This is a genomic window from Nocardioides aquaticus, from assembly GCF_018459925.1.
GTDB classification, from domain to species: Bacteria; Actinomycetota; Actinomycetes; order Propionibacteriales; family Nocardioidaceae; genus Nocardioides; species Nocardioides aquaticus.
In genome coordinates this window covers 3,044,045-3,067,018 of sequence record NZ_CP075371.1, presented here as the reverse complement: position 1 = coordinate 3,067,018, position 22,974 = coordinate 3,044,045, and the positions used below count along the sequence as shown (strand labels likewise).

The 22,974-nt window shown below is 72.3% G+C and carries 25 protein-coding genes; 9 read left to right on the top strand and 16 right to left on the bottom strand.

What is annotated here, in order from left to right; genetic code table 11:
• Positions 1-15 precede the first annotated feature (15 nt).
• The 5 genes from ENKNEFLB_RS14845 to ENKNEFLB_RS14825 form a co-directional block, all read right to left on the bottom strand.
• Positions 16-330, bottom strand: a complete 315-nt coding sequence (locus tag ENKNEFLB_RS14845) for a hypothetical protein (protein WP_214056117.1) — start codon at positions 328-330, stop codon at positions 16-18.
• Between the two features lie 170 nt (positions 331-500).
• Positions 501-698, bottom strand: a complete 198-nt coding sequence (locus ENKNEFLB_RS14840; protein ID WP_214059688.1) for a hypothetical protein — start codon at positions 696-698, stop codon at positions 501-503.
• A complete protein-coding gene (locus ENKNEFLB_RS14835) occupies positions 695-1,330 on the bottom strand; it encodes a hypothetical protein (protein WP_214056116.1) in 636 nt (211 codons plus the stop codon). Before ENKNEFLB_RS14835 ends, ENKNEFLB_RS14840 begins: the two co-directional genes overlap by 4 nt.
• A gap of 198 nt (positions 1,331-1,528) precedes the next feature.
• On the bottom strand, positions 1,529-2,662 hold the full coding sequence (locus tag ENKNEFLB_RS14830; protein WP_246535570.1) for a site-specific integrase: 1,134 nt from the start codon (positions 2,660-2,662) through the stop codon (positions 1,529-1,531).
• A gap of 159 nt (positions 2,663-2,821) precedes the next feature.
• Positions 2,822-3,097 carry a helix-turn-helix transcriptional regulator gene (locus tag ENKNEFLB_RS14825; RefSeq protein ID WP_214056114.1) on the bottom strand — a complete coding sequence of 92 codons (276 nt, stop codon included), beginning with the start codon at positions 3,095-3,097 and terminating at the stop codon, positions 2,822-2,824.
• A gap of 47 nt (positions 3,098-3,144) precedes the next feature.
• On the opposite strand from ENKNEFLB_RS14825, the gene ENKNEFLB_RS14820 reads away from it, so the two are divergent.
• Entirely contained in the window at positions 3,145-3,459 is a 315-nt protein-coding gene (locus ENKNEFLB_RS14820) for a hypothetical protein (protein ID WP_214056113.1), read from the top strand.
• An 18-nt stretch (positions 3,460-3,477) separates the two neighbouring features.
• Here ENKNEFLB_RS14820 and glnA read toward each other — a convergent pair whose 3' ends face one another.
• Entirely contained in the window at positions 3,478-4,893 is a 1,416-nt protein-coding gene (glnA, locus tag ENKNEFLB_RS14815) for a type I glutamate--ammonia ligase (protein ID WP_214056112.1), read from the bottom strand.
• 181 nt (positions 4,894-5,074) lie between these two features.
• On the opposite strand from glnA, the gene ENKNEFLB_RS22655 reads away from it, so the two are divergent.
• On the top strand, positions 5,075-5,497 hold the full coding sequence (locus tag ENKNEFLB_RS22655) for an RDD family protein (protein ID WP_246535569.1): 423 nt from the start codon (positions 5,075-5,077) through the stop codon (positions 5,495-5,497).
• A gap of 71 nt (positions 5,498-5,568) precedes the next feature.
• Here ENKNEFLB_RS22655 and ENKNEFLB_RS14805 read toward each other — a convergent pair whose 3' ends face one another.
• From ENKNEFLB_RS14805 to lipB, 5 genes are all read right to left on the bottom strand, one after another.
• On the bottom strand, positions 5,569-6,303 hold the full coding sequence (locus ENKNEFLB_RS14805; protein WP_214056110.1) for a DUF4191 domain-containing protein: 735 nt from the start codon (positions 6,301-6,303) through the stop codon (positions 5,569-5,571).
• Positions 6,304-6,365: 62 nt separating this feature from the next.
• Positions 6,366-7,310, bottom strand: coding sequence for a lipoyl synthase (gene lipA, locus ENKNEFLB_RS14800; RefSeq protein ID WP_214056109.1), 945 nt, complete (start codon positions 7,308-7,310; stop codon positions 6,366-6,368).
• A gap of 45 nt (positions 7,311-7,355) precedes the next feature.
• Positions 7,356-8,381, bottom strand: a complete 1,026-nt coding sequence (locus tag ENKNEFLB_RS14795) for an ABC transporter permease subunit (protein WP_214056108.1) — start codon at positions 8,379-8,381, stop codon at positions 7,356-7,358.
• Positions 8,378-9,364, bottom strand: coding sequence for an ABC transporter ATP-binding protein (locus ENKNEFLB_RS14790; protein WP_214056107.1), 987 nt, complete (start codon positions 9,362-9,364; stop codon positions 8,378-8,380). The genes ENKNEFLB_RS14795 and ENKNEFLB_RS14790 overlap by 4 nt, the downstream gene beginning before the upstream one ends.
• Positions 9,365-9,457: 93 nt before the next feature.
• Complete coding sequence (gene lipB / locus ENKNEFLB_RS14785) at positions 9,458-10,183, bottom strand: lipoyl(octanoyl) transferase LipB (RefSeq protein WP_214056106.1); 726 nt, start codon at positions 10,181-10,183, stop codon at positions 9,458-9,460.
• Positions 10,184-10,273: 90 nt separating this feature from the next.
• Here lipB and ENKNEFLB_RS14780 point away from each other — a divergent pair, with 90 nt between their 5' ends.
• The gene (locus tag ENKNEFLB_RS14780) at positions 10,274-10,969 is read left to right on the top strand and encodes a hypothetical protein (protein ID WP_214056105.1); all 696 of its coding nucleotides are present in this window, start codon (positions 10,274-10,276) and stop codon (positions 10,967-10,969) included.
• A gap of 40 nt (positions 10,970-11,009) precedes the next feature.
• Here the strand turns inward: ENKNEFLB_RS14780 and ENKNEFLB_RS14775 are convergent, their stop codons facing one another.
• The 3 genes from ENKNEFLB_RS14775 to lpdA are packed head-to-tail and all read right to left on the bottom strand — an operon-like array spanning position 11,010 to position 15,168.
• Entirely contained in the window at positions 11,010-11,927 is a 918-nt protein-coding gene (locus tag ENKNEFLB_RS14775; RefSeq protein ID WP_214056104.1) for a TIGR01777 family oxidoreductase, read from the bottom strand.
• A gap of 1 nt (position 11,928) precedes the next feature.
• Positions 11,929-13,731, bottom strand: coding sequence for a 2-oxoglutarate dehydrogenase, E2 component, dihydrolipoamide succinyltransferase (sucB, locus tag ENKNEFLB_RS14770; protein WP_214056103.1), 1,803 nt, complete (start codon positions 13,729-13,731; stop codon positions 11,929-11,931).
• 57 nt (positions 13,732-13,788) lie between these two features.
• Entirely contained in the window at positions 13,789-15,168 is a 1,380-nt protein-coding gene (gene lpdA / locus ENKNEFLB_RS14765; RefSeq protein ID WP_214056102.1) for a dihydrolipoyl dehydrogenase, read from the bottom strand.
• Positions 15,169-15,320: 152 nt separating this feature from the next.
• Here lpdA and ENKNEFLB_RS14760 point away from each other — a divergent pair, with 152 nt between their 5' ends.
• Positions 15,321-15,710, top strand: a complete 390-nt coding sequence (locus tag ENKNEFLB_RS14760; protein WP_246535568.1) for a hypothetical protein — start codon at positions 15,321-15,323, stop codon at positions 15,708-15,710.
• 18 nt (positions 15,711-15,728) lie between these two features.
• Here ENKNEFLB_RS14760 and ENKNEFLB_RS14755 read toward each other — a convergent pair whose 3' ends face one another.
• Positions 15,729-17,261, bottom strand: a complete 1,533-nt coding sequence (locus tag ENKNEFLB_RS14755; protein WP_214056101.1) for a leucyl aminopeptidase — start codon at positions 17,259-17,261, stop codon at positions 15,729-15,731.
• A 74-nt stretch (positions 17,262-17,335) separates the two neighbouring features.
• On the opposite strand from ENKNEFLB_RS14755, the gene gcvT reads away from it, so the two are divergent.
• Genes gcvT through ENKNEFLB_RS14730 form a run of 5 tightly spaced genes read left to right on the top strand, consistent with a single transcriptional unit; the run spans position 17,336 to position 20,921 of the window.
• On the top strand, positions 17,336-18,445 hold the full coding sequence (gcvT, locus tag ENKNEFLB_RS14750; RefSeq protein ID WP_214056100.1) for a glycine cleavage system aminomethyltransferase GcvT: 1,110 nt from the start codon (positions 17,336-17,338) through the stop codon (positions 18,443-18,445).
• A complete protein-coding gene (locus ENKNEFLB_RS14745; RefSeq protein ID WP_214056099.1) occupies positions 18,445-18,702 on the top strand; it encodes a hypothetical protein in 258 nt (85 codons plus the stop codon). The genes gcvT and ENKNEFLB_RS14745 overlap by 1 nt, the downstream gene beginning before the upstream one ends.
• Positions 18,703-18,731: 29 nt before the next feature.
• Positions 18,732-19,589, top strand: coding sequence for a PhzF family phenazine biosynthesis protein (locus tag ENKNEFLB_RS14740; protein ID WP_214056098.1), 858 nt, complete (start codon positions 18,732-18,734; stop codon positions 19,587-19,589).
• Between the two features lie 10 nt (positions 19,590-19,599).
• Positions 19,600-20,412: a thymidylate synthase gene (locus ENKNEFLB_RS14735; RefSeq protein WP_214056097.1), complete on the top strand. Its 813-nt coding sequence runs from the start codon at positions 19,600-19,602 to the stop codon at positions 20,410-20,412.
• Positions 20,409-20,921, top strand: a complete 513-nt coding sequence (locus ENKNEFLB_RS14730) for a dihydrofolate reductase (protein ID WP_214056096.1) — start codon at positions 20,409-20,411, stop codon at positions 20,919-20,921. The genes ENKNEFLB_RS14735 and ENKNEFLB_RS14730 overlap by 4 nt, the downstream gene beginning before the upstream one ends.
• Positions 20,922-21,278: 357 nt before the next feature.
• Here ENKNEFLB_RS14730 and ENKNEFLB_RS14725 read toward each other — a convergent pair whose 3' ends face one another.
• Positions 21,279-22,829, bottom strand: a complete 1,551-nt coding sequence (locus ENKNEFLB_RS14725) for an HNH endonuclease signature motif containing protein (RefSeq protein WP_214056095.1) — start codon at positions 22,827-22,829, stop codon at positions 21,279-21,281.
• Positions 22,830-22,974: the final 145 nt, after the last annotated feature.

Below are 22,974 nucleotides of genomic sequence, written 5' to 3'. Positions count from 1 at the left end.
CTTGTGACCGGCGCGTCAACGGCCGATCCGGGGTTGCGGGAGAGGAGCGCCGCCGGCAGTGGACCGGTCGGCGCCGAGGCGTCGACGGGCTGCATGGTCGGGACTCTCGTGGGCAGGACCGGCCTCGCCGGCGACGAGGGACTCGCCGAGCTTGTCGGCAAGCTCGGCGACGTCGGCCGACAGCACCTGCTCGAGGATGTCGGCGATGCTGGCGGTGGAGCCGTCGCAGTGGTCGACCAGGTCGGCGGCGAGGCGATCGAGGGCGCGTTCGCCCTGCTGAGTGAAGGTGACGATGCCGGAGCCCGGCTGCTCCGCGGGTGAAGTGCTCATTGGGTCCTCCTCTGCTTGGTCACCTAAGTGATCCCGGACCTTGGGAGCGATCAGCTGTGACAGGGCTTTCGCAGCTCGGCAGCGGGCGGCGGCCGACAGGCTCGCCGTCGTCCTGCCGCAGAACGCGCAGCACACCGGCGGAGGGGGCAGGGGCGGCGTCGGATCCCCTGCTAGTTGCGCTCGACTCGCAGGGCGATGATTCGCCACCCGTCAGGAACGCGGCATCGGGCGGCCGCGTGCGCCTGGTCGTAGTCGGTGTCCTCGACGGTCAACTCGTCTCGGCCGAGGGTGTAACCGCCGCGGTGGTCGGGCGGTATCTCCTGCATCGTGGCGAACAGGGTGAGGACTCGTGCTTGAGTCTCGGTCACGCGCTCGACTCCTGCTCGGCCATAGTGCGCATGAGGCGAACGTCGCGGCGGAATGCTGATGGGAGCCCGGCGCTCTCCTCCGGATCGGCCTCGTAGCCGATCAGGCCATCCTCGACCAGGTCGGCGGCGGTCTCCAGGATGCGCGCAATGCGCAGGAGAAGCGCCGGGGGCATCTGGACCGACGGCTCGTCGTAGAAGCCTGTGGTGGCCACCTGGTCGTGGACCAGCAATCCGAGATAGCTCTGCGCGTGTGCGATCTGAGCCACCCGATCGCGGGTGTGCTCGAGATCGTCGCGCTCGACGAGGAGGATGCGGACGACCTCGCCCAACCCCGCGAAGACCCTTCCGGCGAACCTCACGGGAACCGCGGCGGTCCGCGGTGCGCTCATCAGGTCCGCACCCGGTGTCTCTTCGACGAAGCCGAAGACAATCTCACTGGCCATGCCGGCGAGGGCGTCGTCGGTGAGGTAGCGGCGGGCGGTGCTGGCCGTGACACGCATCTGCTCGGCGACGAACTGAACCCGTTCGTCGAGCAAGTCGCCGGCAGCGGGGCGCGACATCGTCATGCCGAGGTCGGAGACGGCCGCCAGGAGGTCGTCGATGCGCTTGTCGCGCCAGGATCGTGCAGCCACCCGATCAGCCCGCCGCAGTGGGGTAGGGGTCCGGCGTAGTCATCACCGGGATTCTGCCATCGAGGTGCTAAGGGGCGTCAGCGCCGATCGCGACGGGCGTGGGAGCTGGGCACGTTGTCTGATCGTTGGGCGGGAGCGGCGGTGACGGGCAGTGGACCGGCGGCTCCAAGACGAGCCGTTGGTTCGGGCTGGCGTCCGCTAGCCCCGAGAGGGTTGCTCGAGTTCTCTGTCGACCTCTTCTCCCACGTGGCGCCCGGCTGCAAAGGCCGCATCCACTGCTGCCCGGGTTCGCTCCGTGCTGCTGGGCATGAGATGGGTATAGGTGCGCAACGTGAAGCCGGGGTCGCTGTGGCCTAGGTACTCGGACACAGCGCGAATCGATTCACCGGCGTCTAGGAGCACGGAGGCGTACCAGTGGCGTAGGGCGTGCATGCCGTTGTCACGCGATTGCTCGATGCCCACATGGGCTTGCCCGGGCTTCCAGAGCCGTGTGTTGAAGTAGTTGCGGTTGAGGGCAGAACGCTCGCGCGTCGTGAGGATGAGTCCTGCGCTCGACTTCTTGTCCGCCTCGGGTGTTCCCCAGGGCAGCGCGACGCTACGCCGCGGGTAGGTGGCGAGGTGGCCGCTGAGTTCCGTTGCGACGCTCTCGGGCAGGGGGACGGTGCGGGTCTTATCACCCTTCGGCAGCCCAAAGACGAGGCGGTTTCCTCCGAACACCTTGACTTGTCGCCTGACCTCGACGACCCCGCGGAGGAAGTCGATGTCCTCGACCGCTAGCCCAAATACCTCGCCTTGGCGTAGTCCCAGCCCAGAACCTAACGTGACTGCGATCCTGTATTGGGGCGGAAGTGCGTCGTGCATCGAGGAGACCCATTCGGACGGCCAAGGCACCACCTTGCGGCGCGACGTTGCGGGCCTTGTGACTGAACTGGCCTTGCACGGATTCTTGGCGATCATGTCGTCGTCGACCGCAGCCGAGAAGATGGCAGACACGTTGGAGAAGATGACGCGCCGGTAGGTCTCCGCCATCTCCATCGATCGCAGGAGCTTCTGAATCGTCGACGGCTTGATCTGTCGCAGTTCGAGGTGTCCCAGCGTCGGGAACACGTGGAGCCTGAGTCGCAACTCCGTCGCCTCATAGGTCAGTGGGCTGAAGGTCCGGCTGTCGAGCCACTCCTCGGCATAGGCCCGAAACGAGATCCTGCCGGCGTCGACATCAAGGTAGGTCCCACGGAGCTTGTCCGCTTCAACCGTGTTGCGGAACGCGACCGCCTCGGCTTTGCGTCTGAAGGTCTTGCGGCGCTGCCGCCCCTCGGGATCTCGATAGTTCACAACGTAACGAGGGCTCCCGTCGTCCGCTGGCCTACCGGGACTAACGCTGGCCATGGCTGTCCTTGGCAGACTCCGACCGGGTGACCAGCGATGCTGACGAGCACGTGCGCCCTGGTGACTCGGGAACCGATTCGGCCTGAGGCTGATGGCCTCTCGATATCACTGATTCTCCTCGAGTTGCACCGTCCAATTGATCACGGTTGCTGCCCGCCAGCGCAGGTGCTTTCCGACACGGAAGCCGGCCGGGCCGTAGCCCGTCGTCCGCCAGGAGTAGATGGTCTGCTTGGTCACGCCAAGGTAGGACGCGACATCGTCGATGTCCCACAGCTCTTGGGCATCGACCAGTCTGGGTGCCCGGCTGCCGCGACCTCCGCGCCGCCGCGCCCCAAAGGTTCCCGGTTCCATGGCAGGTACGTTCGAGTTCGTTGCCATCATCAAGCCCCTCCTTGCGGCGTTGACGGACAGTTGGTCTACGGGCACCTATGTCCGACGGCAGCATGGGAGCGATCACGTCGGTGGAAATGATGTGGCAGCAAGATGGCTCGGGCATCGCGGCGATGGTCGCCGAACTGTGCGATGCCAGCCTGGTGGCTCGAGCAACCGACCCGGGCCACGATCTGCCCGGAGCGCCTCCTGAGGACCGTGTGGCAAGGGATAACGCCACCCAAATTTGTACCGGATTTGTAACAGACGAGCGGCTACCAACAGCAAACGCCGCCGAGCGACCAAAAGGTCGCTCGGCGGCGTTTGCGCAGGTCAGCGGCTGTTCTTTGCGGTCTTTCGGCGTTGCTGAATGACCGCAGCCGGAGGCCCGGTTAGATGTCGTAGTAGAGCTCGAACTCGTGCGGGTGCGGCCGCAGCTGCACCGGCAGGATCTCGTTCGTGCGCTTGTACTCGATCCAGTTCTCGATCAGGTCGGGGGTGAAGACGTTGCCGACGGTCAGGAACTCGTGGTCGCGCTCGAGGTTGTCGAGCACGGCGTTGAGCGACGTCGGGACCTGGTCGATGTCGGCCATCTCGTCCGGCGGGAGCTCGTAGATGTCCTTGTCGATCGGCGCGGCCGGCTCGAGCTTGTTCTTGATGCCGTCCAGGCCGGCCAGCAGCAGCGCCGAGAAGGCGAGGTACGGGTTCGCCGACGGGTCGGGGCAGCGGAACTCGATGCGCTTGGCCTTCGGGTTCGCGCCCGTGATCGGGATGCGCACGCAGGCCGAGCGGTTGCGCTGGCTGTAGACCAGCGAGATCGGGGCCTCGAAGCCGGGCACCAGGCGGTGGTAGGAGTTCACCGTCGGGTTGGTGAAGGCCAGCAGCGACGGGGCGTGCTTCAGGATGCCGCCGATGTACCAGCGCGCCATGTCGGACAGCCCGCCGTACCCGGTCTCGTCGTAGAACAGGGGCTCGCCCTCGTTCCAGATCGACTGGTGGCAGTGCATGCCGGAGCCGTTGTCGCCGAAGAGGGGCTTGGGCATGAAGGTCGCCGAGCGACCGTTGCGCCAGGCCACGTTCTTGATGATGTACTTGAACTTCATCACGTCGTCGGCGGCCTGGAGCAGCTCGGCGAAGCGGTAGTTGATCTCCGCCTGGCCGCCGGTGCCGACCTCGTGGTGGGCGCGCTCGACGTGCAGGCCGGACTTCTCCAGCTCGATGACCATCTCGTCGCGCAGCTCACCGAAGTGGTCGGTCGGCGCGACGGGGAAGTAGCCGCCCTTGTAGGGCGTCTTGTAGCCCAGGCTGCCCTCGGCGCCGGTGTTCCAGGCGCCCTCGATCGAGTCGAGCTCGTAGTAGCCCTTGTTCTGCTTGGTCTCGAAGCGCGCCTCGTCGAAGACGTAGAACTCGGCCTCGGGGGCGAAGAAGGCGGTGTCGCCGACGCCGGTCGTGGTGAGGTACGACATCGCCTTGCGCGCGATGTTGCGCGGGTCGCGCGAGTAGGCCTCGCCCGTGATCGGGTCGTGGATGAAGAAGTTGACGATCAGCGTCTTCGCGGTCCGGAACGGGTCCAGGTAGGCCGTCGTCGGGTCCGGGAACAGCGACATGTCGGACTCGTGGATGGCCTGGAACCCGCGGATCGAGGACCCGTCGAAGCTCAGACCGTCGTCGAAGACGCTCTGGTCGAACGACGACACCGGCACGGTGAAGTGCTGCATGACGCCGGGCAGGTCGCAGAAACGGACGTCGACCATCTCGACGCCCTCGTCCTTGACGAACTTGAGCAGCTCTTCGCTGTTCTGGAACATTCGGCCTCCTTGGTCGGCGCGCGCGCGACGACCGGTGGATGAGTTCGTGGGGAACCCGGGCGGCTCGTGCCCCGGGCAGGAGCCCGAACCTAGGTACGGGTGGTTTCTCGACCGTATCGTCATTGTTTCGCCCGTGTTACAGGTCGTCCGGGGGTGGGACGGCCTCACTAGGGTTGGCGACGTGCCCGTCCAGACCCCGCCCTTCCCCACCGCCTCCTGGGGGCGCCGGATCCTCGCCCTGCTCGTCGACTGGCTCGCCTGCACGCTCGTGGTGATCGGCGTCGTGGGCCTGGACGCCTACACCGAGCCGGGCAGCACGGCCAGCTTCGCCGTGCTCGGCCTCTACGTCGCCGAGACGACGCTGCTGACCTGGCTCGCGGGCGGGTCCTTCGGCAAGCTGGCCACGCGGCTGCGGGTCGTGTGGGCCGGCGGGGGTACGCGCCCGATGAACCCGCTGCGGCTGCTCCTGCGCCAGGTGCTGGTGGTCCTCGTCGTGCCGCCGCTGGTGTGGCGTCCGGACGGTCGCGGTCTGCACGACCTGGCGGCCGGGACCTGCACCATCACGCTGGACACGTACCGCGGCCTGGGCGTCGGTCGCGCCTGACGGTGGTCTCGAGACGGTCGCTGGCACTCCCTCCTCGACCTCCGGGGCGCTGCGGGCTCAACCGCGAGGGATCAGCGGCCGCGCATGTTGCCGCGCATGCCCTTCATGTTCTGCGGGACTGGGCCCTTGGGCATCGGCACGGCCGAGCGGCGGGCGTCGAGGGCCTTGAGGCGGTGCAGCACGTCGGTGATCTCGGCCGGCTTGACCTGGCGGCCGAGCTTCCTGACCTTCTTGACCAGCTGGGGGAGCGGGACCTGACCCTCGGCGTCGCCGCACTGCAGCTCGTGCACGGGCGTCCCGGCGGCGACGCGCTCGTGCTTGCGGCGCTCCTCGGTGAGCATCCCGCGCAGGCGGGTGGGGTTGCCCTCGCCGACCAGGACGATGCCCGGGGGGCCGACCACGCGGTGCACGACGTCCTGCTGGCGGTTGAAGGCCACCATCGGGTCGGTCTTCCAGCCCTTGCGCAGCATGGTCAGCGCGCTGGCGCCGGCCCCGGTCTGGCCCTCCATCCGGGCGTAGGCGGCGGCCTGGGCGCGCCGCCCGAAGACGAGCAGGGCGCCGAGGATGCCGAGCAGGATCCCGCCGATGACGGCGAAGACCGTGCTGATCGTGCCGTCACCGGGGAGCAGCCAGAAGATCGCGAAGCCGACCAGGCCGGCGAGCAGGAACGACCCGAGCAGCCACAGGCCGATCCGCGGGTCGGTCTGCTTGGTCATCGAGTAGGTCGCCATGAGCTGCTGGCGACGGCTCATCGTCGACGGGTCGCTCGGGTCGTACGCCTGCTTCTGCTTCTTCTTGCGGGCCATGGTCGGGCTGGTCCTCGTGTTCCTCGCGCGGGTGGGGTCGGTCCGGCCGGTCGGGCCGGGCGTCAGACGGAGGCGCCCTCGCGGGCGTCCATCGCCTGACGGTACAGCCGTCCGGCGCGGTACGACGACCGCACGAGCGGGCCCGACAGGACGCCCGAGAAGCCGATCTCCTCGGCCTCGGTCGCCAGCTCCACGAACTCCTCGGGCTTGACCCAGCGCTCGACGGGGTGGTGGCGCGCGGAGGGGCGCAGGTACTGCGTGATCGTGATCAGCTCGCAGCCGGCCTCGTGCAGGTCGCGCAGCGCCTGCGAGACCTCCTCGCGGGTCTCGCCCATGCCCAGGATCAGGTTGGACTTGGTGACCAGGCCGAAGTCACGCGCGGACGTCAGCACCCCCAGCGAGCGCTCGTAGCGGAACGCCGGACGGATCCGCTTGAAGATCCGCGGCACGGTCTCGACGTTGTGCGCGAGCACCTCGGGGCGGGACTCGAAGACCTCGGCGAGCTGCTCGGGCACGGCGTTGAAGTCCGGGATCAGGTTCTCCACGCCGGTGCCGGGGTTGAGCTCGTGGATCTGCTTGACCGTCTCGGCGTAGAGCCAGGCGCCGCCGTCGGGCAGGTCGTCGCGGGCCACGCCGGTGATGGTGGCGTAGCGCAGGCCCATGGTCTGCACGGACTCCGCGACCCGGCGCGGCTCGTCGCGGTCCAGGGCCTGGGGCTTGCCGGTGTCGATCTGGCAGAAGTCGCAGCGGCGCGTGCACTGGTCGCCGCCGATGAGGAAGGTGGCCTCGCGGTCCTCCCAGCACTCGTAGATGTTGGGGCAGCCGGCCTCCTGGCACACCGTGTGCAGGCCCTCGGACTTCACCAGCTTCTTCAGCTCGGTGTACTCCGGGCCCATCGAGGCCTTGGTCTTGATCCACTCGGGCTTGCGCTCGATGGGGGTCTCGGCGTTGCGCACCTCCAGACGAAGCAGCTTGCGACCGTCGGGGGCGGTGGGAGGGGTCGTCACGTCGGTCAACTGTACGCCGGGGGCCCGACCACCCTCGGCGCGGACTCAGGCCACGTCGCGCCGACCGAAGGAGACCAGCGACGCGCCGCCGGCCAGGACGAGGAGCCCGCCGAGGTAGACCGCCGCGTCGGTGCGGTCCACGACGACCAGGCAGCCCGCCTCGATCCGGGCCTCCCGGTCGCCGCGGAGGTTCTGGCAGGACAGGTCGTACTGCGGGAAGGACAGCGGTCCGGTCAGCCAGGCCACCGCGTGGTACTGCGGCTGCAGGCACTCGTTGCCGTCGATCCCGCTGATCGACAGCAGCAGGGGGACGACGACCGCGGTGACGAAGAGCAGTCCCAGCGTGGCCACGGTGCTGCGCATCAGCATCGTCAGGAAGTAGCCGCCGAGCGCGGCGCCGGCCACGAGCAGCACCCCGCGCCACGACTGCGCCCACACCAGCCCGGGGACGGCGTCGCCGACCGGCTCCCCGCGCAGCGAGGCCAGGCCGGCCAGCCCGCCCCAGAACGCGGCGAGCACGACGGCGGCCAGGACCAGGCCGACCAGCAGCACCGCGAGCCCCTTCGCTGCCCAGGTGCGGCCGCGCCGGCTCTCGACCAGCAGCTGGTTGCCCATCGAGCCGGTGTTCCAGTCGTGGCCGGCGAAGGTGGCGCCGACCAGGATCATCAGCAGGGCCATCACGGTGACGACCGCGACCCCGACCGTGTCCTCGTAGACCCGTCCCAGGTCGAGCGGGCTGCGCTGGAGGAACCAGTCGACCTGGGGCAGGCTCTGCTCCTCGCAGGCCGCGGCCACCGCGGCCGGGTCGTCGAGGTCGGTGTCGCGGGGGCGGACGCCGTACCGCTCGGGACGCTCGGCGCAGCGCTCGAGCTGCCGCTGGTAGTACGGCTGGTCGACCTCGCGCTCGACCTGCTGCTGGGCACGCTCCAGCTCGGCGTGGGTGACCGGCCGGGTCTGCCAGCCGATGACCACCGCGATCGCCAGCGGGACGACGACGGCGGTCAGGAGCAGCAGGACGATCGCGCGGCGCCAGCGCAGCCGCGTCAGCTCCACCCGGGTCGCGCGGATCACGAGGCCACCCCGTCCTGCGCTCCACCCAGCGTGTCGCCCGAGGTCAGCTCGAGGAACACCGTCTCCAGGTCCCGACGCAGCGGGACCAGCTCGGTGAGCCACACCCCGGCCCCGCCCAGCGCCTGGTTCAGGGCGCCGGGGTCGTCGGCCTCGACGACCCGGGCCGCGGGGTCGGTGTCGGGCCGGGCGGTGAAGCCGCCGGCGGCCAGGGCCCGGTCGAGCCGGTCGGTCGCGGCCGCACGCACCCGCCAGGTCGAGGTGCCGGTGCCGGCGACCAGGTCGTCGACACGGCCGCTGGCCAGCATCCGTCCCCGGCCGATGATGGTGGCGGCGTCGCACACCTGCTGGACCTCGGCCAGGATGTGGCTGGACAGCAGCACGGTGACCCCGCTGCTGCCGAGGTCGCGGATCGTCTCGCGGATCTCCCGGATGCCGGCGGGGTCCAGGCCGTTGGTGGGCTCGTCGAGGATCAGCAGCTCGGGCTCCTTCAGCAGGGTCGCGGCGATGGCCAGGCGCTGCTTCATGCCCAGCGAGAAGCCGCGGTAGCGGTCCGCGCCGCGACGCCCGAGGCCGACGGTCTCCATGGCCTCGTCGACGCGACGGTCGGGGGCGCCGATCCCGCGGGAGAGCAGCAGCAGGTTCTGGCGCCCGGTGAACCCCGGGGAGAACTTCGGCGACTCCACCACCGCGCCGACCCGGCCCATCACGACCGGCAGCCGGCTCGGCACCGGCTCCCCGAGCAGGCTCATCGACCCGGCGGTGGGTCGGGCCAGGCCGAGCAGCATCCGGATCGTGGTGGTCTTGCCCGAGCCGTTGGGGCCGAGGAAGCCGTGGACACCGCCCCGGGGCACGGCGAGGTCGAGGTCCTGCACCGCCACGTGGTTCCCGCGCCGGATGCTGCGGAACTCCTTGCGCAGGCCGCGGGTGGCGATCACCAGGTCCCGGGCCGCACCCGGCTCGGTGGCGGCACGAGGGTCGTTCACGGCTGCTCCGTCCCGCCCGGGCGCGCACCCGGGTCGGCGAGAGTCAAGCAGCCCCGCGCCGTTGGTCCCGGTGCGACGCGCGGACGGAGGGGGTCAGAGGCTGAGGACCTGCACCCGCGGTCCGCGACCGGGCTCGGGCCGCGGCTCGTAGTCGGGCGTCGACTCGTAGGGACCCCAGGCGAGCAGCTCGCTGAGGTGCCGCTCGACGTGGGGCAGGACCTCGTCCACACCGACGTGCCGGTCGAGCTCCCGGGTCAGGCTGGTGACCCCGGCGTCGGCGATCCCGCAGGGGACGAACCGGTCGTACCAGCCGAGGTCGACGTCGGCGTTGAGGGAGAAGCCGTGCATCGTCACCCCGCGCGAGACGCGGATGCCGAGGGCCGCGACCTTGCGCTCGGGGCCGCGGTCGTCGGCGCGCAGCCAGACGCCGCTGCGGCCCGGGATGCGGGCCGTGGTCACGCCGAGGTCGGCGCAGGCGCGGATCAGCGCCTCCTCGACGCGGCGGACGTAGTCGACGACCTTGACGTGGTCGGGCAGCCGCACCACCGGGTAGCCGACCAGCTGGCCCGGTCCGTGGAAGGTGATCTTGCCGCCGCGGTCGACGTCGATCACGTCGGCGCCCCCGGCGTCGACCGGCTTCTCGTGCTCGTCGGTGCGCTTGCCGCAGGTGAAGACCGGCGGGTGCTCCAGCAGCCAGACGGTGTCGGGCCGCGACCCGTCGACGACGGCGGCGTGCAGCGCGCGCTGCCGGTCCCAGGCGGCTCGGTAGTCCACGGCGTCGGGTCCGAGGCCGTCGCGGAGGTACGCAGGGGTGCTCACGTCGGTCGAGGCTACTCCGCCCCGAGCAGCGCCCACGGGGCCTGTGGACAGCCGGAGCGGCGTCGGGCGGGTCCGGGGTAGGAACAGGGCATGCGCCACCTCGACCGCCGTCCGAGCACCCACGTGCGGTCCCGGGTGCCCCGGCTCGCGGCGGTCGGCTCCGGCCTCGCCGCGCTGCTGCTGGCTGCGGTGGCGCTGCTGTCCGCCACCGGGGCCCCGGGCGGTGGGGAGCTCCTCGGGCTCGGTCCGGGGGACCCCGAGCCCCGGCTGGCCACCCCGGGCGCCCCGGCCCCGGGCACGCCCGAGAGCGGGGAGGACGCCGACGCGCAGCAGGCGCTCGCCGCCGGCCCGGCACCGGTCCGCGCACCACCGCCCGGCGGGGCCGCGGCCCCGGGCGCCGTGCGGTGGTCGGCGGGGCTGCTGAGGGCGTGGGACCGGGCCCGGGAGCGGGCCTGGCAGGCCGCGGACCCGGGCGCCCTCGCGGCGCTCTACGTCGCCGGGTCGACGGCCGGGGAGCGCGACGCCGAGCTGATGGAGCGGTGGAGGTCGGCCGGGGTCGAGGTCCGCTCCCTGCGGCTGCGGGTGGAGACGCTCGACGTCGTCGCCCTCGACCGGCGGCGGGTCGTCCTGGAGGTCACCGACCGCCTGCGGGTGGACGCGGTGGCCGAGGGCGCGCCGGGGGTGCTGCGGCTGGGCCGGGACCGTCCGAGCACGCGGGTGGTGGAGCTGCGCCGTGACGGCGGCACCTGGCAGGTGGCCGGGGTGGTGCCGGCCGGGACCGCGTGAACGGTCCCGGCCGGACCCGGGTGGCGCAGGTCGAGCCGGGTCAGCGGCGCCGGGCCAGCCCGCTGCCGACCACCGCGGTGACGTCGGGGTCGGCGAACGAGTAGCCGCTGTCGAGCAGCGCCTGCGGGCGCACGTTGAGCGAGTTGAGCAGCTCGGTCGACAGGTCGCCGGCGCCGACCCTGAGCAGCGGCGCCGGGACGGCCGCGAAGGACGGCCGGCGCAGGGCCGAGGCCAGCGCCTTGGTGAACGCGGCGTTGGTCGGGGTCTCGACGCAGCACAGGTTGACCGGACCGGAGACCGAGTCGTGCTCGGCGAGGTGGACCACCGCGCCCACCCAGTCGCGCAGCGAGACCATCGCCATGTGCTGGCGTCCGCTGCCCAGGCGCCCGCCGAGGCCGAGCTTGAACAACGGCCTCAGCAGGCTCAGCGGCGGCGCGGCCGCGTCCATCACCGGGGCCGTGCGCAGCACGCACACCCGGGACCCGGCCGCCCGGGCCGGCTCGGCCGCGGCCTCCCACTCCCGGGTGACCTCGGTCAGCAGCCCGTGCCCGCGCGAGTCCGAGGACTCGGTGAGCAGGGTGTCGCCGTGGTCGCCGTAGTAGGAGATCCCGTTGCCGGCCAGGAAGGCCGGGGGAGCGCCGCCGCCCGCGGCCGCCGCGGCGACGGCCTCGGCCAGCACCGTGGTCGTGGTGATCCGGCTCTCCCGCAGCTCGCGGGCCCACTTCTTGGAGTGCGGGTTGCCGGCGGTGGGCGAGCCCGCGAGGTTGACCACCACGTCGGACGCGGCGATCACCGCGGCGTCGACCTCACCGGCGTACGGGTCCCAGGTGGACTCCTCGGCCCCCTCCGCGGGGCGCCGGACCAGCCGGGTGACCGTGTGGCCCCGGGTGGTCAGCGCCTCGCGGAGCTGGGTGCCGAGGAAGCCGGAGCCCCCGGCGAGGACGACGCGCAGCGGCATCTCAGACCTCGAACTGACCGGACTCGAGGCGGGCCTTGACGTCGGCCAGGAAGCGGCCGGCGTCGGCGCCGTCGACGAGACGGTGGTCGTAGGTCAGCGCCAGGTAGACCATGTGGCGCACCGCGATGGTCTCGCCCAGGTTGGCGTCGTCGATGACGACCGGTCGCTTGACGACCGCACCCGGGCCGAGGATCGCGACCTGGGGCTGGTTGATGATCGGGGTGTCCCACAGGGCCCCGACGCTGCCCAGGTTGGTGATCGTGAAGGTGCCGCCGGACAGCTCGTCCGGGCCGATCTTGTTGGTCCGGGTGCGCTGGGCGACGTCGGCGATCTTCTTCGACAGCCCGGCGATCGAGAGGTCACCCGCGTCCTTGACGACCGGGGTCAGCAGACCCTTGTCGGTGTCCACCGCGAACGCGACGTTCTCGCGGTCGAAGTAGGTCACCTCGCCCTTCTCGGCGTCGATGGTCGCGTTCAGCTTCGGGTGCTCCTTGAGCGCGTCGATCGAGGCCTTGGCGAAGAACGGCAGGTAGGACAGCTTCACGCCCTCGCGGGCCAGGAAGTCGGCCTTCGCCGCGTCGCGCAGCCGCGCGATGTTGGTGACGTCGACCTCGACGACCTGCGTCAGCTGGGCCGAGGTGTGCAGCGAGTCCAGCATCCGCTCGGAGATGATCTTGCGCAGCCGCGTGATCTTCTCCGTCGTCCCGCGCAGCGGGGAGGGCGTCGGCTTCGCGCCGGACGCCGCCGGGGCGGAGGCGGCGGCCGGGGCGGCGGGCGCCTCCGCGGGGGCGGGCTCCTCGGCCTTCTTCGCCGCGTCCAGGACGTCCTGCTTGCGGATCCGGCCGCCGACGCCGGAACCGGTCACCGAGGACAGGTCGACGTCGTGCTGGGCGGCCAGCTTGCGCACGAGCGGGGTGACGTACTGGCCCGGGTCCTCGCTGCGCGAGGGCTTCTCGGCGGCGGGCTCGGACTGCTCGGTCTGCTTCGTCGGGGCGGGGGCCTCTTCGGTGGCCGGCTTCTTCTGCTCCGGCTCCGGCTCGGGCGCCTTCTCCTGCGGCGTCTCCTTCGCCTCCGGCTCGGCCTCCGGCTCCGGCTCGGGCTCGGGCTCCGGCTCCGGCTCCGGCTCGGGCTCGCTCTGGGCGGGCTCACCGGAGCCGACCAGCGCCAGCTCGGCGCCGATCTCGACGGTCTCGTCCTCGGCGACCTTCTGCTCCAGCAGGGTGCCGGCCACGGGCGAGGGGACCTCGGTGTCGACCTTGTCGGTCGAGACCTCGAGGAGCGCGTCGTCGACGGCGACCTCGTCACCGACCTGCTTCAGCCAGCGGGTGACGGTGCCCTCGGTGACGGACTCGCCGAGCTCGGGCAGCTTGACGACGGTCGCGTCCCCGCCACCGCTGCCGCCACCGGACGGCTTCGGGGCGGGCTCCTCGGCGGGCTCGTCGGCCTCGTCCGCGGAGGCCTGCGGCTCCTCGGTGCTGGGCTCGGGCTCCGGCTCGGGCTCCGGCTCGGGCTCCGGCTCGGGCTCCGGGTCGCTCGACCCGCCGTCGTCGGAGGAGGACGCCTCGTCGGAGTCGCCGACGAGGGCGAGCAGCCCGCCGACCTCGACGGTGTCGTCCTCGGCGACCTTCTGCTCCAGCAGGGTGCCGGCCACGGGGGAGGGGATCTCGGTGTCGACCTTGTCGGTCGAGACCTCGAGGAGCGCGTCGTCGACGGCGACCTCGTCACCGACCTGCTTCAGCCAGCGGGTGACGGTGCCCTCGGTGACGGACTCGCCCAGCTCGGGGAGGTTGACTTCGGTGGCCATGGGGTTCCTTCGGTGCAGTGGGTACGGGTGGCTCGTGGCGGTCGGGTGGGCGGTGGCTCAGCCGTGCGCGTGCAACGGCTTGCCGGCGAGGGCGAGGTGGGCCTCGCCGAGCGCCTCGTTCTGGGTGGGGTGGGCGTGCACCAGGGGTGCGACGTCCTCGGCGTGGGCCTCCCAGCCGTAGATCAGCTGGGCCTCGCCGATGAGCTCGCCGACGCGCTCGCCGACCAGGTGGACGCCGACGACGGGCCCGTCGGTGCGGCGGACGAGCTTGACGAAGCCCTGGGTCTTGAGGATCTGGCTCTTGCCGTTGCCGCCGAGGTCGTAGGTCAGCGTCTCGACGCCGTCGGCGCCGTGCCGCTCGACGGCCTGCTGCTCGGTGAGACCGACCGAGGCGACCTCGGGGTGGGAGTAGGTCACGCGGGGCACGGCCAGCTCGTCGACCGGGGCCGGGTCGAGGCCGGCGATCTCCTCGGCCACGAAGAGGCCCTGCGCGAAGCCGCGGTGGGCCAGCTGCAGGCCGGGGACGATGTCGCCGACGGCCCAGAGGCCCTCGACGCCGGTGCGGCAGCGCTCGTCGGTGACCACGAAGCCCCGGTCGAGGGTGACGCCGTGCTCCTCGTAGCCGAGGTCCTCGGTGACGGGGGCGCGGCCGACGGCGACGAGGACCAGCTCGGCCTCGATCACGTCACCTCCCTCGACGGTGACCGCGACGCCGTCGTCGGTCTCCTTCAGGCTCTGGAACGGGGTCGAGGTGCGGACGGTGATCCCGCGCTTGCGGAAGGCGCGCTGCAGCGCGGCCGACGACGCGGCCTCCTCGCCGGCCACGAGCCGCGGCAAGGCCTCGACGATCGTCACCTCGGCGCCGAAGCTGCGCCAGACGCTGGCGAACTCGCAGCCGATCACGCCACCGCCGAGGACCACGACCGAGGTCGGCACGTGCTCGAGGCGCAGGGCGTCCTCCGAGGTCAGCACCCGGACGCCGTCGACCTCGAGGTCGGGCAGGACCCGGGGTCGCGAGCCGGAGGCCAGCACGACGTGGCGCCCGGTGTAGGCGGTGCCGTCGACGGTGACCTCGTGCGGGCCGGTGAGCCGACCGGTGCCGGCCACGGTGGTGATCCCGCGGCTCTTGACCAGGCCGGTGAGCCCCTTGTGGAGCCGGGAGACGACGCCGTCGCGGTAGGCGTTGACCGCCGGCACGTCGATGCCCTCGAGCGTGGCCCGCACCCCGAACTGCCCGGCGTCGCGCGCGGAGTCGGCGACCTCGGCGGCGTGCAGCAGCGCCTTGGTGGGGATGCAGCCCTCGTGCAGGCAGGTGCCGCCGACCTTGTCCTTCTCGACCAGGGCGACGGTGAGGCCGAGCTGGGCGGCGCGCAGGGCACAGGCGTACCCGCCCGAGCCCGCGCCGAGGACGAGCACGTCGAAGTCCGGTCCGGGCACGCTGGTCCTCTCGCTGCGGGCGGTGGGCGCCGGCCGCCAGGGTCGGCGGGCCCATCCTTGCACTTCCCACCAGGGTCCTGGCCAGGGGCCGCAGGGGTGTGGCGTGCCGCGTCCTGCCCGGGTGACCTGGGGCGGCAGGGCAGACTGGGGGCATGGCGATCTGGGACCGCTTCCGCGGCGGTGGGCGTACGAGGATGAGCAGGCCCGCCAAGGACGGCGCACGCACGGGCTCGACCCGGGTGCGCGCGGCGACCCGCGTCGACGAGCAGCACCTGCTCGAGTTCGTCACCGCGCGGCACGGCGTGGAGGGCTTCGTGGAGCCCCGCACCGCCGTCAGCGACGTGACGCTGCTCCTCGTGGCCCACGACGGCGAGTGGACTCGGCGCCGGGTGCCGTCGATCGGGTGGGCGCACGACTTCTGCAACCACCACCAGGTCCCGTCGTACGACGCCGGGCTGGTCGGCATCCCGCAGCGGATGCGCGACTGGAACTCGCGGGAGAAGCAGCGTCAGAAGGAGCAGCGCCGCCAGCTCGGCCTGTGACGGCCGAGCCGGCGGGGCTCAGGCCTGGTCGGCCAGGCCGCGGACCAGCTCGACGAGGGTCGAGACGCCGTACCCGGTGCCGCCGGCGGTGACGTGGCCGTGGGCCGAGCTGCCGAAGGCCGGCCCGGCGATGTCGAGGTGCGCCCACGGGCGTCCGGCAACGAACTCGCGCAGGAAGGCCGCGGCGTAGAGCCCGCCGCCCCACCGCACCCAGTCGACCTGGGCGAGGTCGGCGACCTTGCTGGTGCGGACCCGCTCGTGCATCTCCTCGGGGATCGGCATCGGCCAGGACTCCTCGCCGGCGGCCACCGCGGCCGCGCGCATCCGGGCCACGACCTCGTCGTCGCCCATCACCCCGGCGACCCGGTCGCCGAGCGCGACGACCATGGCCCCGGTGAGGGTGGCGACGTCCACGACGAGGTCGGGCTCGCCCTCGCCGGCCTTGACCAGCGCGTCGGCCAGCACCATCCGGCCCTCGGCGTCGGTGTTGAGGACCTCGACGGTGCGCCCGCCGTAGATCGTCACGACGTCACCGGGACGGGTCGCGTCCGAGCCGAGCATGTTCTCGGCCATCGCGGCGTACGCCGTGACCCGCACCGGCAGCCGCAGCGCGGCGACCGCGAGGGTGGCGGCGACGACCGCGGCGGCACCGGCCATGTCGGACTTCATCTCGTGCATGCCCTGGGCCGGCTTGATGGACAGCCCGCCGGAGTCGAAGGTGATGCCCTTGCCGACCAGGGCCAGGTGCGTGGTGGCGCCCTTGGGGACGTAGCTCAGCTCGACGAGGCGGGGCGGCTCGGAGGAGCCGCGTCCGACGCTGATCAGGCCGCCGAAGCCCTGGGCGGCGAGCTGCTCCTCGTCCCAGACGGTGACCCCGACCTTGGGCGTGCCGCGGCCGTGGGCGTGCTCCTTGACGAAGTCGCTGCCGGCGGTCTCGACGGCGCGGGCAAACGCGGGCGGGCGGAGGTCGCCGGGGGGCGTGTTGACCCAGTCGCGGGCGGTGGCCACGGCCGCGGCGACGACGCGCGCCTCCTCGAAGGCGGCGACGGTCGGCTTCTTGCGGGCGTCGGCGGTCAGCACGACCACGTCGGCGGGACGGTCGTCGCTCGTCGTGTCCTTGCCGTCCTTGCCGGTGCCCTTGTACGAGGTGAAGGCGTAGGCGCCGAGGAGGTAGCCCTCGGTGACCGCGCGGACCTCGGCGGGGCTGGTGGCCGGCAGGGCCAGGGCCAGCGAGGCGGCGTTGGTCGCCGCGCGCGCGGCGCTGCCGGCGGCGGCTCGTAGGGCGGTGGTGGAGACCTCGGTGCCGAGGCCGACCAGCAGCAGGACGGGGGAGGAGAGGGTGCCCGCGGTGGGGATCCGGGTGACCTCCCCGGCCTTGCCGGTGACCCCGAGGGAGGCCAGCATCGGGCTGAGCTTGCGGCCCCAGGCCTTGGCGACGTCCTCACCGCCGGGGGCGACCGCGGGGCGGTCGTCGCCCTGGACCAGGCCGATCACCACGACGTCGGCTCGGGTCTTGGCGGGGCTGGCGGAGCGGAGGGTGTAGGTCGTCACCGACGCAGGATAGCCGGGACCTCCTGCGCCGCCGCAGGGCTCCGGGGGGTGTGCGCTGCGCTAGGTTTCCGGGCATGTCCGACCACGCGTCCCTGCACTCCCCGCTGCACGACCGGCACCTCGCCCTGGGTGCCAAGCTCTCCGAGTTCGGGGGGTGGAGCATGCCGCTGGAGTACCCGACCGGGGTGGTCGCCGAGCACACGGCCGTGCGCACCGGCGTCGGCCTCTTCGACGTCAGCCACCTGGGCAAGGCCACCGTGACCGGGCCGGGCGCGGCGGCGTACGTCAACGCGACCCTGAGCAACGACCTGGGCCGGATCGGGCCCGGCCGGGCGCAGTACACGCTGTGCTGCGACGACGAGACCGGGGGCGTGGTCGACGACCTGATCGTCTACTACCGCAGCGACGAGGACCTCCTGCTGGTGCCGAACGCCGCCAACACCGCCGAGGTGGTGCGCCGGCTGCGGGCCTCCGCACCCGACGGGGTCGTGGTCACCGACCGGCACCGCGACGACGCCGTGCTGGCGCTGCAGGGCCCGCGCAGCGACGAGGTGCTGGCCGCGGTCGGCCTGCTCGGCGGCTTCCCCTACATGAGCTTCGGCGAGCAGCACCTCGCCGGCGGCCCGGTCACGGTCTGCCGCACCGGCTACACCGGCGAGCGCGGGTACGAGCTGGTGGCGCCGAACGAGGTCGCCGGCGACCTGTGGGACGCGCTGCTGGCGGCCGGGGAGGCGTACGGCATCACGCCCTGCGGCCTCGGCGCCCGCGACACCCTGCGCACCGAGATGGGCTACCCCCTGCACGGGCAGGACGTCTCGATGGACATCACCCCGGTGCAGGCCCGCCTGGGCTGGGCCGTGGGGTGGAAGAAGGAGGCGTTCTGGGGCCGCGACGTGCTGCTCGCCGAGCGCGAGGCCGGACCCCGCCGGCGCCTGTACGGACTGCGGGCCACCGGCCGCGGCATCCCGCGCCCGGGCATGGGCGTCTCGCTGACCCCCGACGTCCTCCTCGGTGAGGTCACCTCGGGCACGTTTTCGCCCTCCCTGCGCACCGGCGTCGGGCTGGCGCTTCTGTCCACGGTCGTCGAGGACGGCAGCCAGGTCGGGGTCGACGTCCGCGGTCGTCGTGAGGTCTTCGACGTGGTCCGCCCGCCCTTCGTGGCCACGACGGTCCGGGAGGACTGATGAACCTGCCCGAGCAGCCCGCGACCTTCCGCCCCGCCGAGGAGGGCGACCTCGCGTGGTGGTGGCGCTGCGAGGACGCCGCCGGGGCCGAGGTCGACGTGCCCGAGCCGTACGCCGGTCAGCGCTTCGCCAACCAGGGCGACGCCGAGTCGTGGGTCGGTGAGGTGTTCGCCGAGCTGGCCGCCGAGGGCGTCGACGCGGTGACCCTGTTCGAGGACCAGCGCCGGGTGTACGGCCCGATGTCGCTGCACCCCTGAGCCGGGCCCGGACGAGCAGGGACGCGCGCGTGGGGTCGTACCGCTTCTCCCAGGTCGACGTCTTCTCGGACGCCCCGCTGCTGGGCAACCCGGTGGCCGTGGTGCACGACGCCGACGACCTGACCGACGAGCAGATGGCCGCGTTCGCGCGGTGGACCAACCTGTCGGAGACGACGTTCCTGCTGCGGCCGACCGCGGCCGGCGCGGACTACCGGCTGCGGATCTTCACCCCGGGCGCCGAGCTGCCGTTCGCCGGTCACCCCACGCTCGGGTCGGCGCACGCCTGGCGGGAGGCCGGCGGGGAGCCGGCCGTGCCCGGCCGGGTGGTGCAGGAGTGCGGCGCCGGGCTGGTCACGCTGCACGACGCCGCCGGTCGGTTGGCCTTCGAGGCGCCGCCCCTGCTGCGGTCGGGCCCGGTCTCGGCCGACGTCCTGGCCCGGGTACGGCGCGCGCTGCGGCTCGACGAGGCAGCCGTCGTCGACGCGGCGTGGGTCGACAACGGCCCGGGATGGGTCGGGGTCCTGCTGGGCAGTGCCGTGGAGGTGCTCGCGGTCGACCCGGACTGGTCGGTCTTCGGCGACCTCGACGTCGGGGTGGTGGGGGCGTACCCGCCCGGCTCCGAGGCCGCGGTCGAGGTACGCGCGTTCTGCCCCGGGCTGGGCGTCGTGGAGGACCCGGTGACCGGGAGCCTGAACGCCGGGCTGGCGCAGTGGCTCGCCGGCGGCGTGCTGCCGGCGTCGTACGTCGCCTCGCAGGGCACCGTGCTCGGGCGCCGCGGGCGGGTGCACGTCGACCGGGTCGGTGACGTCGTGCGGGTCGGCGGCGCGACGCGGACCACCGTGGCCGGTCACGTGGACCTGGGCGGCCCGGAGCTCCCGGCGACGTAGTCTCGGACGCATGCAGGCCTACCTCGACCTCCTCACGCGCGTGCTCGACGAGGGCGTCGAGAAGTCCGACCGCACCGGCACGGGCACCCGCAGCGTCTTCGGCCACCAGATGCGCTTCGACCTGACCGCGGGGTTCCCCCTGGTCACCACGAAGAAGGTGCACACCCGCTCGGTGTTCGGCGAGCTGATCTGGTTCCTGCGCGGCGACACCAACGTGAAGTGGCTCCAGGACCGCGGCATCTCGATCTGGGACGAGTGGGCCGACGAGCACGGCGACCTCGGCCCGGTCTACGGCGCGCAGTGGCGCAGCTGGCCCACCCCGGACGGCCACCACGTCGACCAGCTCGCCCGCGTCGTCGAGCAGCTGCGGGCCGACCCCGACTCCCGGCGCCACGTGGTGTCGGCCTGGAACGTCGCCGACATCCCGCAGATGGCGCTCGCGCCGTGCCACGCGCTGTTCCAGTTCTACGTCGCGCCGGCCGACGACGGCGGGCCCGCGCGGCTGTCCTGCCAGCTCTACCAGCGCTCGGCCGACGTGTTCCTCGGCGTGCCGTTCAACATCGCGTCGTACGCCCTGCTCACGCACCTCGTCGCGCAGGTCGTCGGGCTGCGGGTGGGCGACTTCGTGCACACGATGGGCGACGCGCACCTCTACTCCAACCACCTCGACCAGGCCCGCCTGCAGCTGACCCGCGAGCCGCGCCCGCTGCCGACGCTGCGGCTGGACCCGTCGGTGACCACGCTGGACGGCTTCGACCTCGAGCACGTCGCCGTCGAGGGCTACGACCCGCACCCGGGGATCAAGGCGCCGATCGCGGTATGACGCCCGGCGGCAGGCGGGTCGTGCTGGTCGCGGCCGTGGCGGAGAACGGCGTCATCGGCGACGGCCCCGACATCCCGTGGCGGGTCCCGGGGGAGCAGGCCACCTTCAAGCAGCTGACGCTCGGCCACGTGCTGCTGATGGGACGCACGACGTACGAGTCGATCGGCCGCCCGCTGCCCGGCCGCACCACCGTCGTGCTCACCCGCGACCCGGCCTGGACCGCCGACGGCGTCCTGGTCGCCCACGACGTGGACCAGGCTCTGGTCCTGGCCGACGGCGTCGCCGGACCGGGCCCGGACGGCGGCGAGGTCGAGGTGATGGTCGCCGGCGGCGCGCAGGTCTACGCCGCCACGATGCCGGTCGCCGACGCCCAGGTGCTGACCGAGGTGCGCCAGTCGCCGCCGGGCGACGTGCACTACCCGGAGATCGACCGCGCGGTGTGGCACGAGGTGCGCCGCGAGGCCTTCGACGGCTTCGACCGCGTGTGGTGGACCCGCCGCCAGCCCTAGCGAGATCGGTCCGGTGGTCGAGCGGCGAGCGCCGGTTCTCTCGGTGGTCGAGGAGCGAGCGCAGCGAGCGTCTCGAGACCTGCTGCGGGGCCCGGTGGTCGAGGAGCGAGCGCCGCGGGTCCGGTTGTCGAGGAGCGAGCGCAGCGAGCGTCTCGAGGCCTGCTGCGGTGACTCGGTGGTCGAGCAGCGAGCGCAGCGAGCGTCTCGGGACCCGGTGCGGTGGTCGACGTGTGATCTGCATGCATCTGGTGCGTGCAGATCACACGTCGACGGGGCTGGGGTGGGCGTGCCGGTACCGCCGGTGGGCGTGCCTGGTCCGGCGGTACGGCTGCTGCTGGGGTGTCAGCGGTGGGTGGGTCAGAAGGGTGGGGTGTCGTTGCGGGGTGGAGGCTCGGCGGCGCCGTCGGGATCGTCCGGTACCGGGGGCGGTGCCTGGTACGGGGTGGTGTCGGGTTGCTCGGGCAGTGGGTCGGGTGGTGGCCCTGGTGGGAGCTCGTCGAGGGGATGGGTCCCGGCGTGGGACCTGAGGTACCGCTGGCCGGCGGGACTTCGCCAGCGGTAGAGCCCGGGTCCGAGGACGTCGTAGTGCCATCCCATGTGGGTCTTCGCGCGGTGGTGCTGGCGGCAGGCGGGGGCGACGTTCCCTGTCTCGGTGGGGCCTTCGGGGTGGGGGATGACGTGGTCCATGTCGGAGTAGACGGCGGGGTTGGTGCACCAGGGGAACACGCACGTCAGATCGCGTAGGGCGGTCTGTTCCTTGAGGCGGTCGGAGCACTCGTAGGAGTCGCAATGGATGGACTCGGCGAGATCGATGACCGGCCGGATCGTGATCGAGGCGGCGGTCTGTGCCCACTGGCGGACCTGGGCGGTGGTGATCGGTCCCTTGGCGGGGTGGCGGTGGTCCAGGCGGGAGAGCTGGGACGCGCTGGTAGGGCTGGTGGTGCAGAACAGGGGGTTGAAGACGGCGCCGGGGATGTGGGCGTACAGCACCAGGTGCTTGCCGGTCGCCGGTGACGCCTGCTCCTGGCCGTCGGGGAGGGTCTGTTCGCCGAGGGCGAGGGAGCCGAGGGCCTGGGAGCGGCGGACGTCCAACGACTCGGTGGACCCGTCGGCGGCGAGGGTCTTCGCCCGGTCGCTGACGGCTGTTTCGAGGGCGATCGCGTCGGCGAGGTCGAGTCCGGCGTCGAGCTGCACGGTGCCATCGACGTGCCCACTCAGCCCGATGCGGCAGTACCTGCCGTCAGCGGCTGCTTTCCGCTTCTCCTCGGCCGCTTCGGGGTCCCAGCGTAGGAGGGCCTCGTCGGTGATCCGGGTCAGCTGGGCGTAGGAGATGGAGTGGGCGAAGGGGGCGACGAGTCGGTCGACCTCGGCGGCGCCGTCCTCGCACAGGCTCATGGTCTTCTCTGCGACCTGGCGTGCCCGCCACACCGGGCAGGCGCCGGAGGTGACGCTTTCCCACAACCGGGGTAGCCGGTACCGCAGCTCGAGGGTGATGGCGACCTGGTTGGCACCGGACCGGGTGGAGACGCCGAGGACGGCGGAGAGCTCGATGACGGCGGACTCGCGGACCAGGGGGCAGCCGATGCCGCCGAGGGCGAGGCCGTGGTCGCCGTAGCCGGCGATCCACATCGCTTCGTCGTCGGTGAGGGCCTCGTTGGCCACGCACCAGCCCACGATGGTCTGCAGGACCCGGACCTCGGCGGCGGCACGGACTGCTTTCGCGTCCTTGACCTCGGCCAGCAGGGCGGCCCGGGTGGCCTCACGTGTGGTGTCGAGGGCGTGGACCCATTCCCAGAACGACGGGTCCGGCGACATCACGGCTTCGACCTGCACTGCAGCCTCGACCGGGACGTCGAGCGTCGGGTCGGGCCCGGTGCTGTCGTCGTCGGTGTGGGGGGTGGTGGTCATGCATCCAGTATACTCGAACACGCGTTCGAACGCTAGGTCGGTGTGGGGGTTGTGGAGGGGGCCTCGAGACGCTCGCCGGCGCTCCCTCCTCGACCACCGGGGCCGGCGCTCGCTCCTCGACCACCGTGCCGTTGGGCGGTCCCAG

What these genes read in the sequence shown, in the direction of transcription:
- ENKNEFLB_RS14845 (WP_214056117.1), bottom strand. Translation starts at nt 330, where the DNA reads ATGAGCACTTCACCCGCGGAGCAGCCGGGCTCCGGCATCGTCACCTTC.
- ENKNEFLB_RS14825 (WP_214056114.1), bottom strand. Translation starts at nt 3,097, where the DNA reads ATGATGGCAACGAACTCGAACGTACCTGCCATGGAACCGGGAACCTTT.
- ENKNEFLB_RS14820 (WP_214056113.1), top strand. Translation starts at nt 3,145, where the DNA reads ATGTCCGACGGCAGCATGGGAGCGATCACGTCGGTGGAAATGATGTGG.
- glnA (WP_214056112.1), bottom strand. Translation starts at nt 4,893, where the DNA reads ATGTTCCAGAACAGCGAAGAGCTGCTCAAGTTCGTCAAGGACGAGGGC.
- ENKNEFLB_RS14805 (WP_214056110.1), bottom strand. Translation starts at nt 6,303, where the DNA reads ATGGCCCGCAAGAAGAAGCAGAAGCAGGCGTACGACCCGAGCGACCCG.
- ENKNEFLB_RS14780 (WP_214056105.1), top strand. Translation starts at nt 10,274, where the DNA reads ATGCGCCACCTCGACCGCCGTCCGAGCACCCACGTGCGGTCCCGGGTG.
- ENKNEFLB_RS14775 (WP_214056104.1), bottom strand. Translation starts at nt 11,927, where the DNA reads ATGCCGCTGCGCGTCGTCCTCGCCGGGGGCTCCGGCTTCCTCGGCACC.
- sucB (WP_214056103.1), bottom strand. Translation starts at nt 13,731, where the DNA reads ATGGCCACCGAAGTCAACCTCCCCGAGCTGGGCGAGTCCGTCACCGAG.
- ENKNEFLB_RS14760 (WP_246535568.1), top strand. Translation starts at nt 15,321, where the DNA reads ATGGCGATCTGGGACCGCTTCCGCGGCGGTGGGCGTACGAGGATGAGC.
- gcvT (WP_214056100.1), top strand. Translation starts at nt 17,336, where the DNA reads ATGTCCGACCACGCGTCCCTGCACTCCCCGCTGCACGACCGGCACCTC.
- ENKNEFLB_RS14745 (WP_214056099.1), top strand. Translation starts at nt 18,445, where the DNA reads ATGAACCTGCCCGAGCAGCCCGCGACCTTCCGCCCCGCCGAGGAGGGC.
- ENKNEFLB_RS14735 (WP_214056097.1), top strand. Translation starts at nt 19,600, where the DNA reads ATGCAGGCCTACCTCGACCTCCTCACGCGCGTGCTCGACGAGGGCGTC.
- ENKNEFLB_RS14730 (WP_214056096.1), top strand. Translation starts at nt 20,409, where the DNA reads ATGACGCCCGGCGGCAGGCGGGTCGTGCTGGTCGCGGCCGTGGCGGAG.
- ENKNEFLB_RS14725 (WP_214056095.1), bottom strand. Translation starts at nt 22,829, where the DNA reads ATGACCACCACCCCCCACACCGACGACGACAGCACCGGGCCCGACCCG.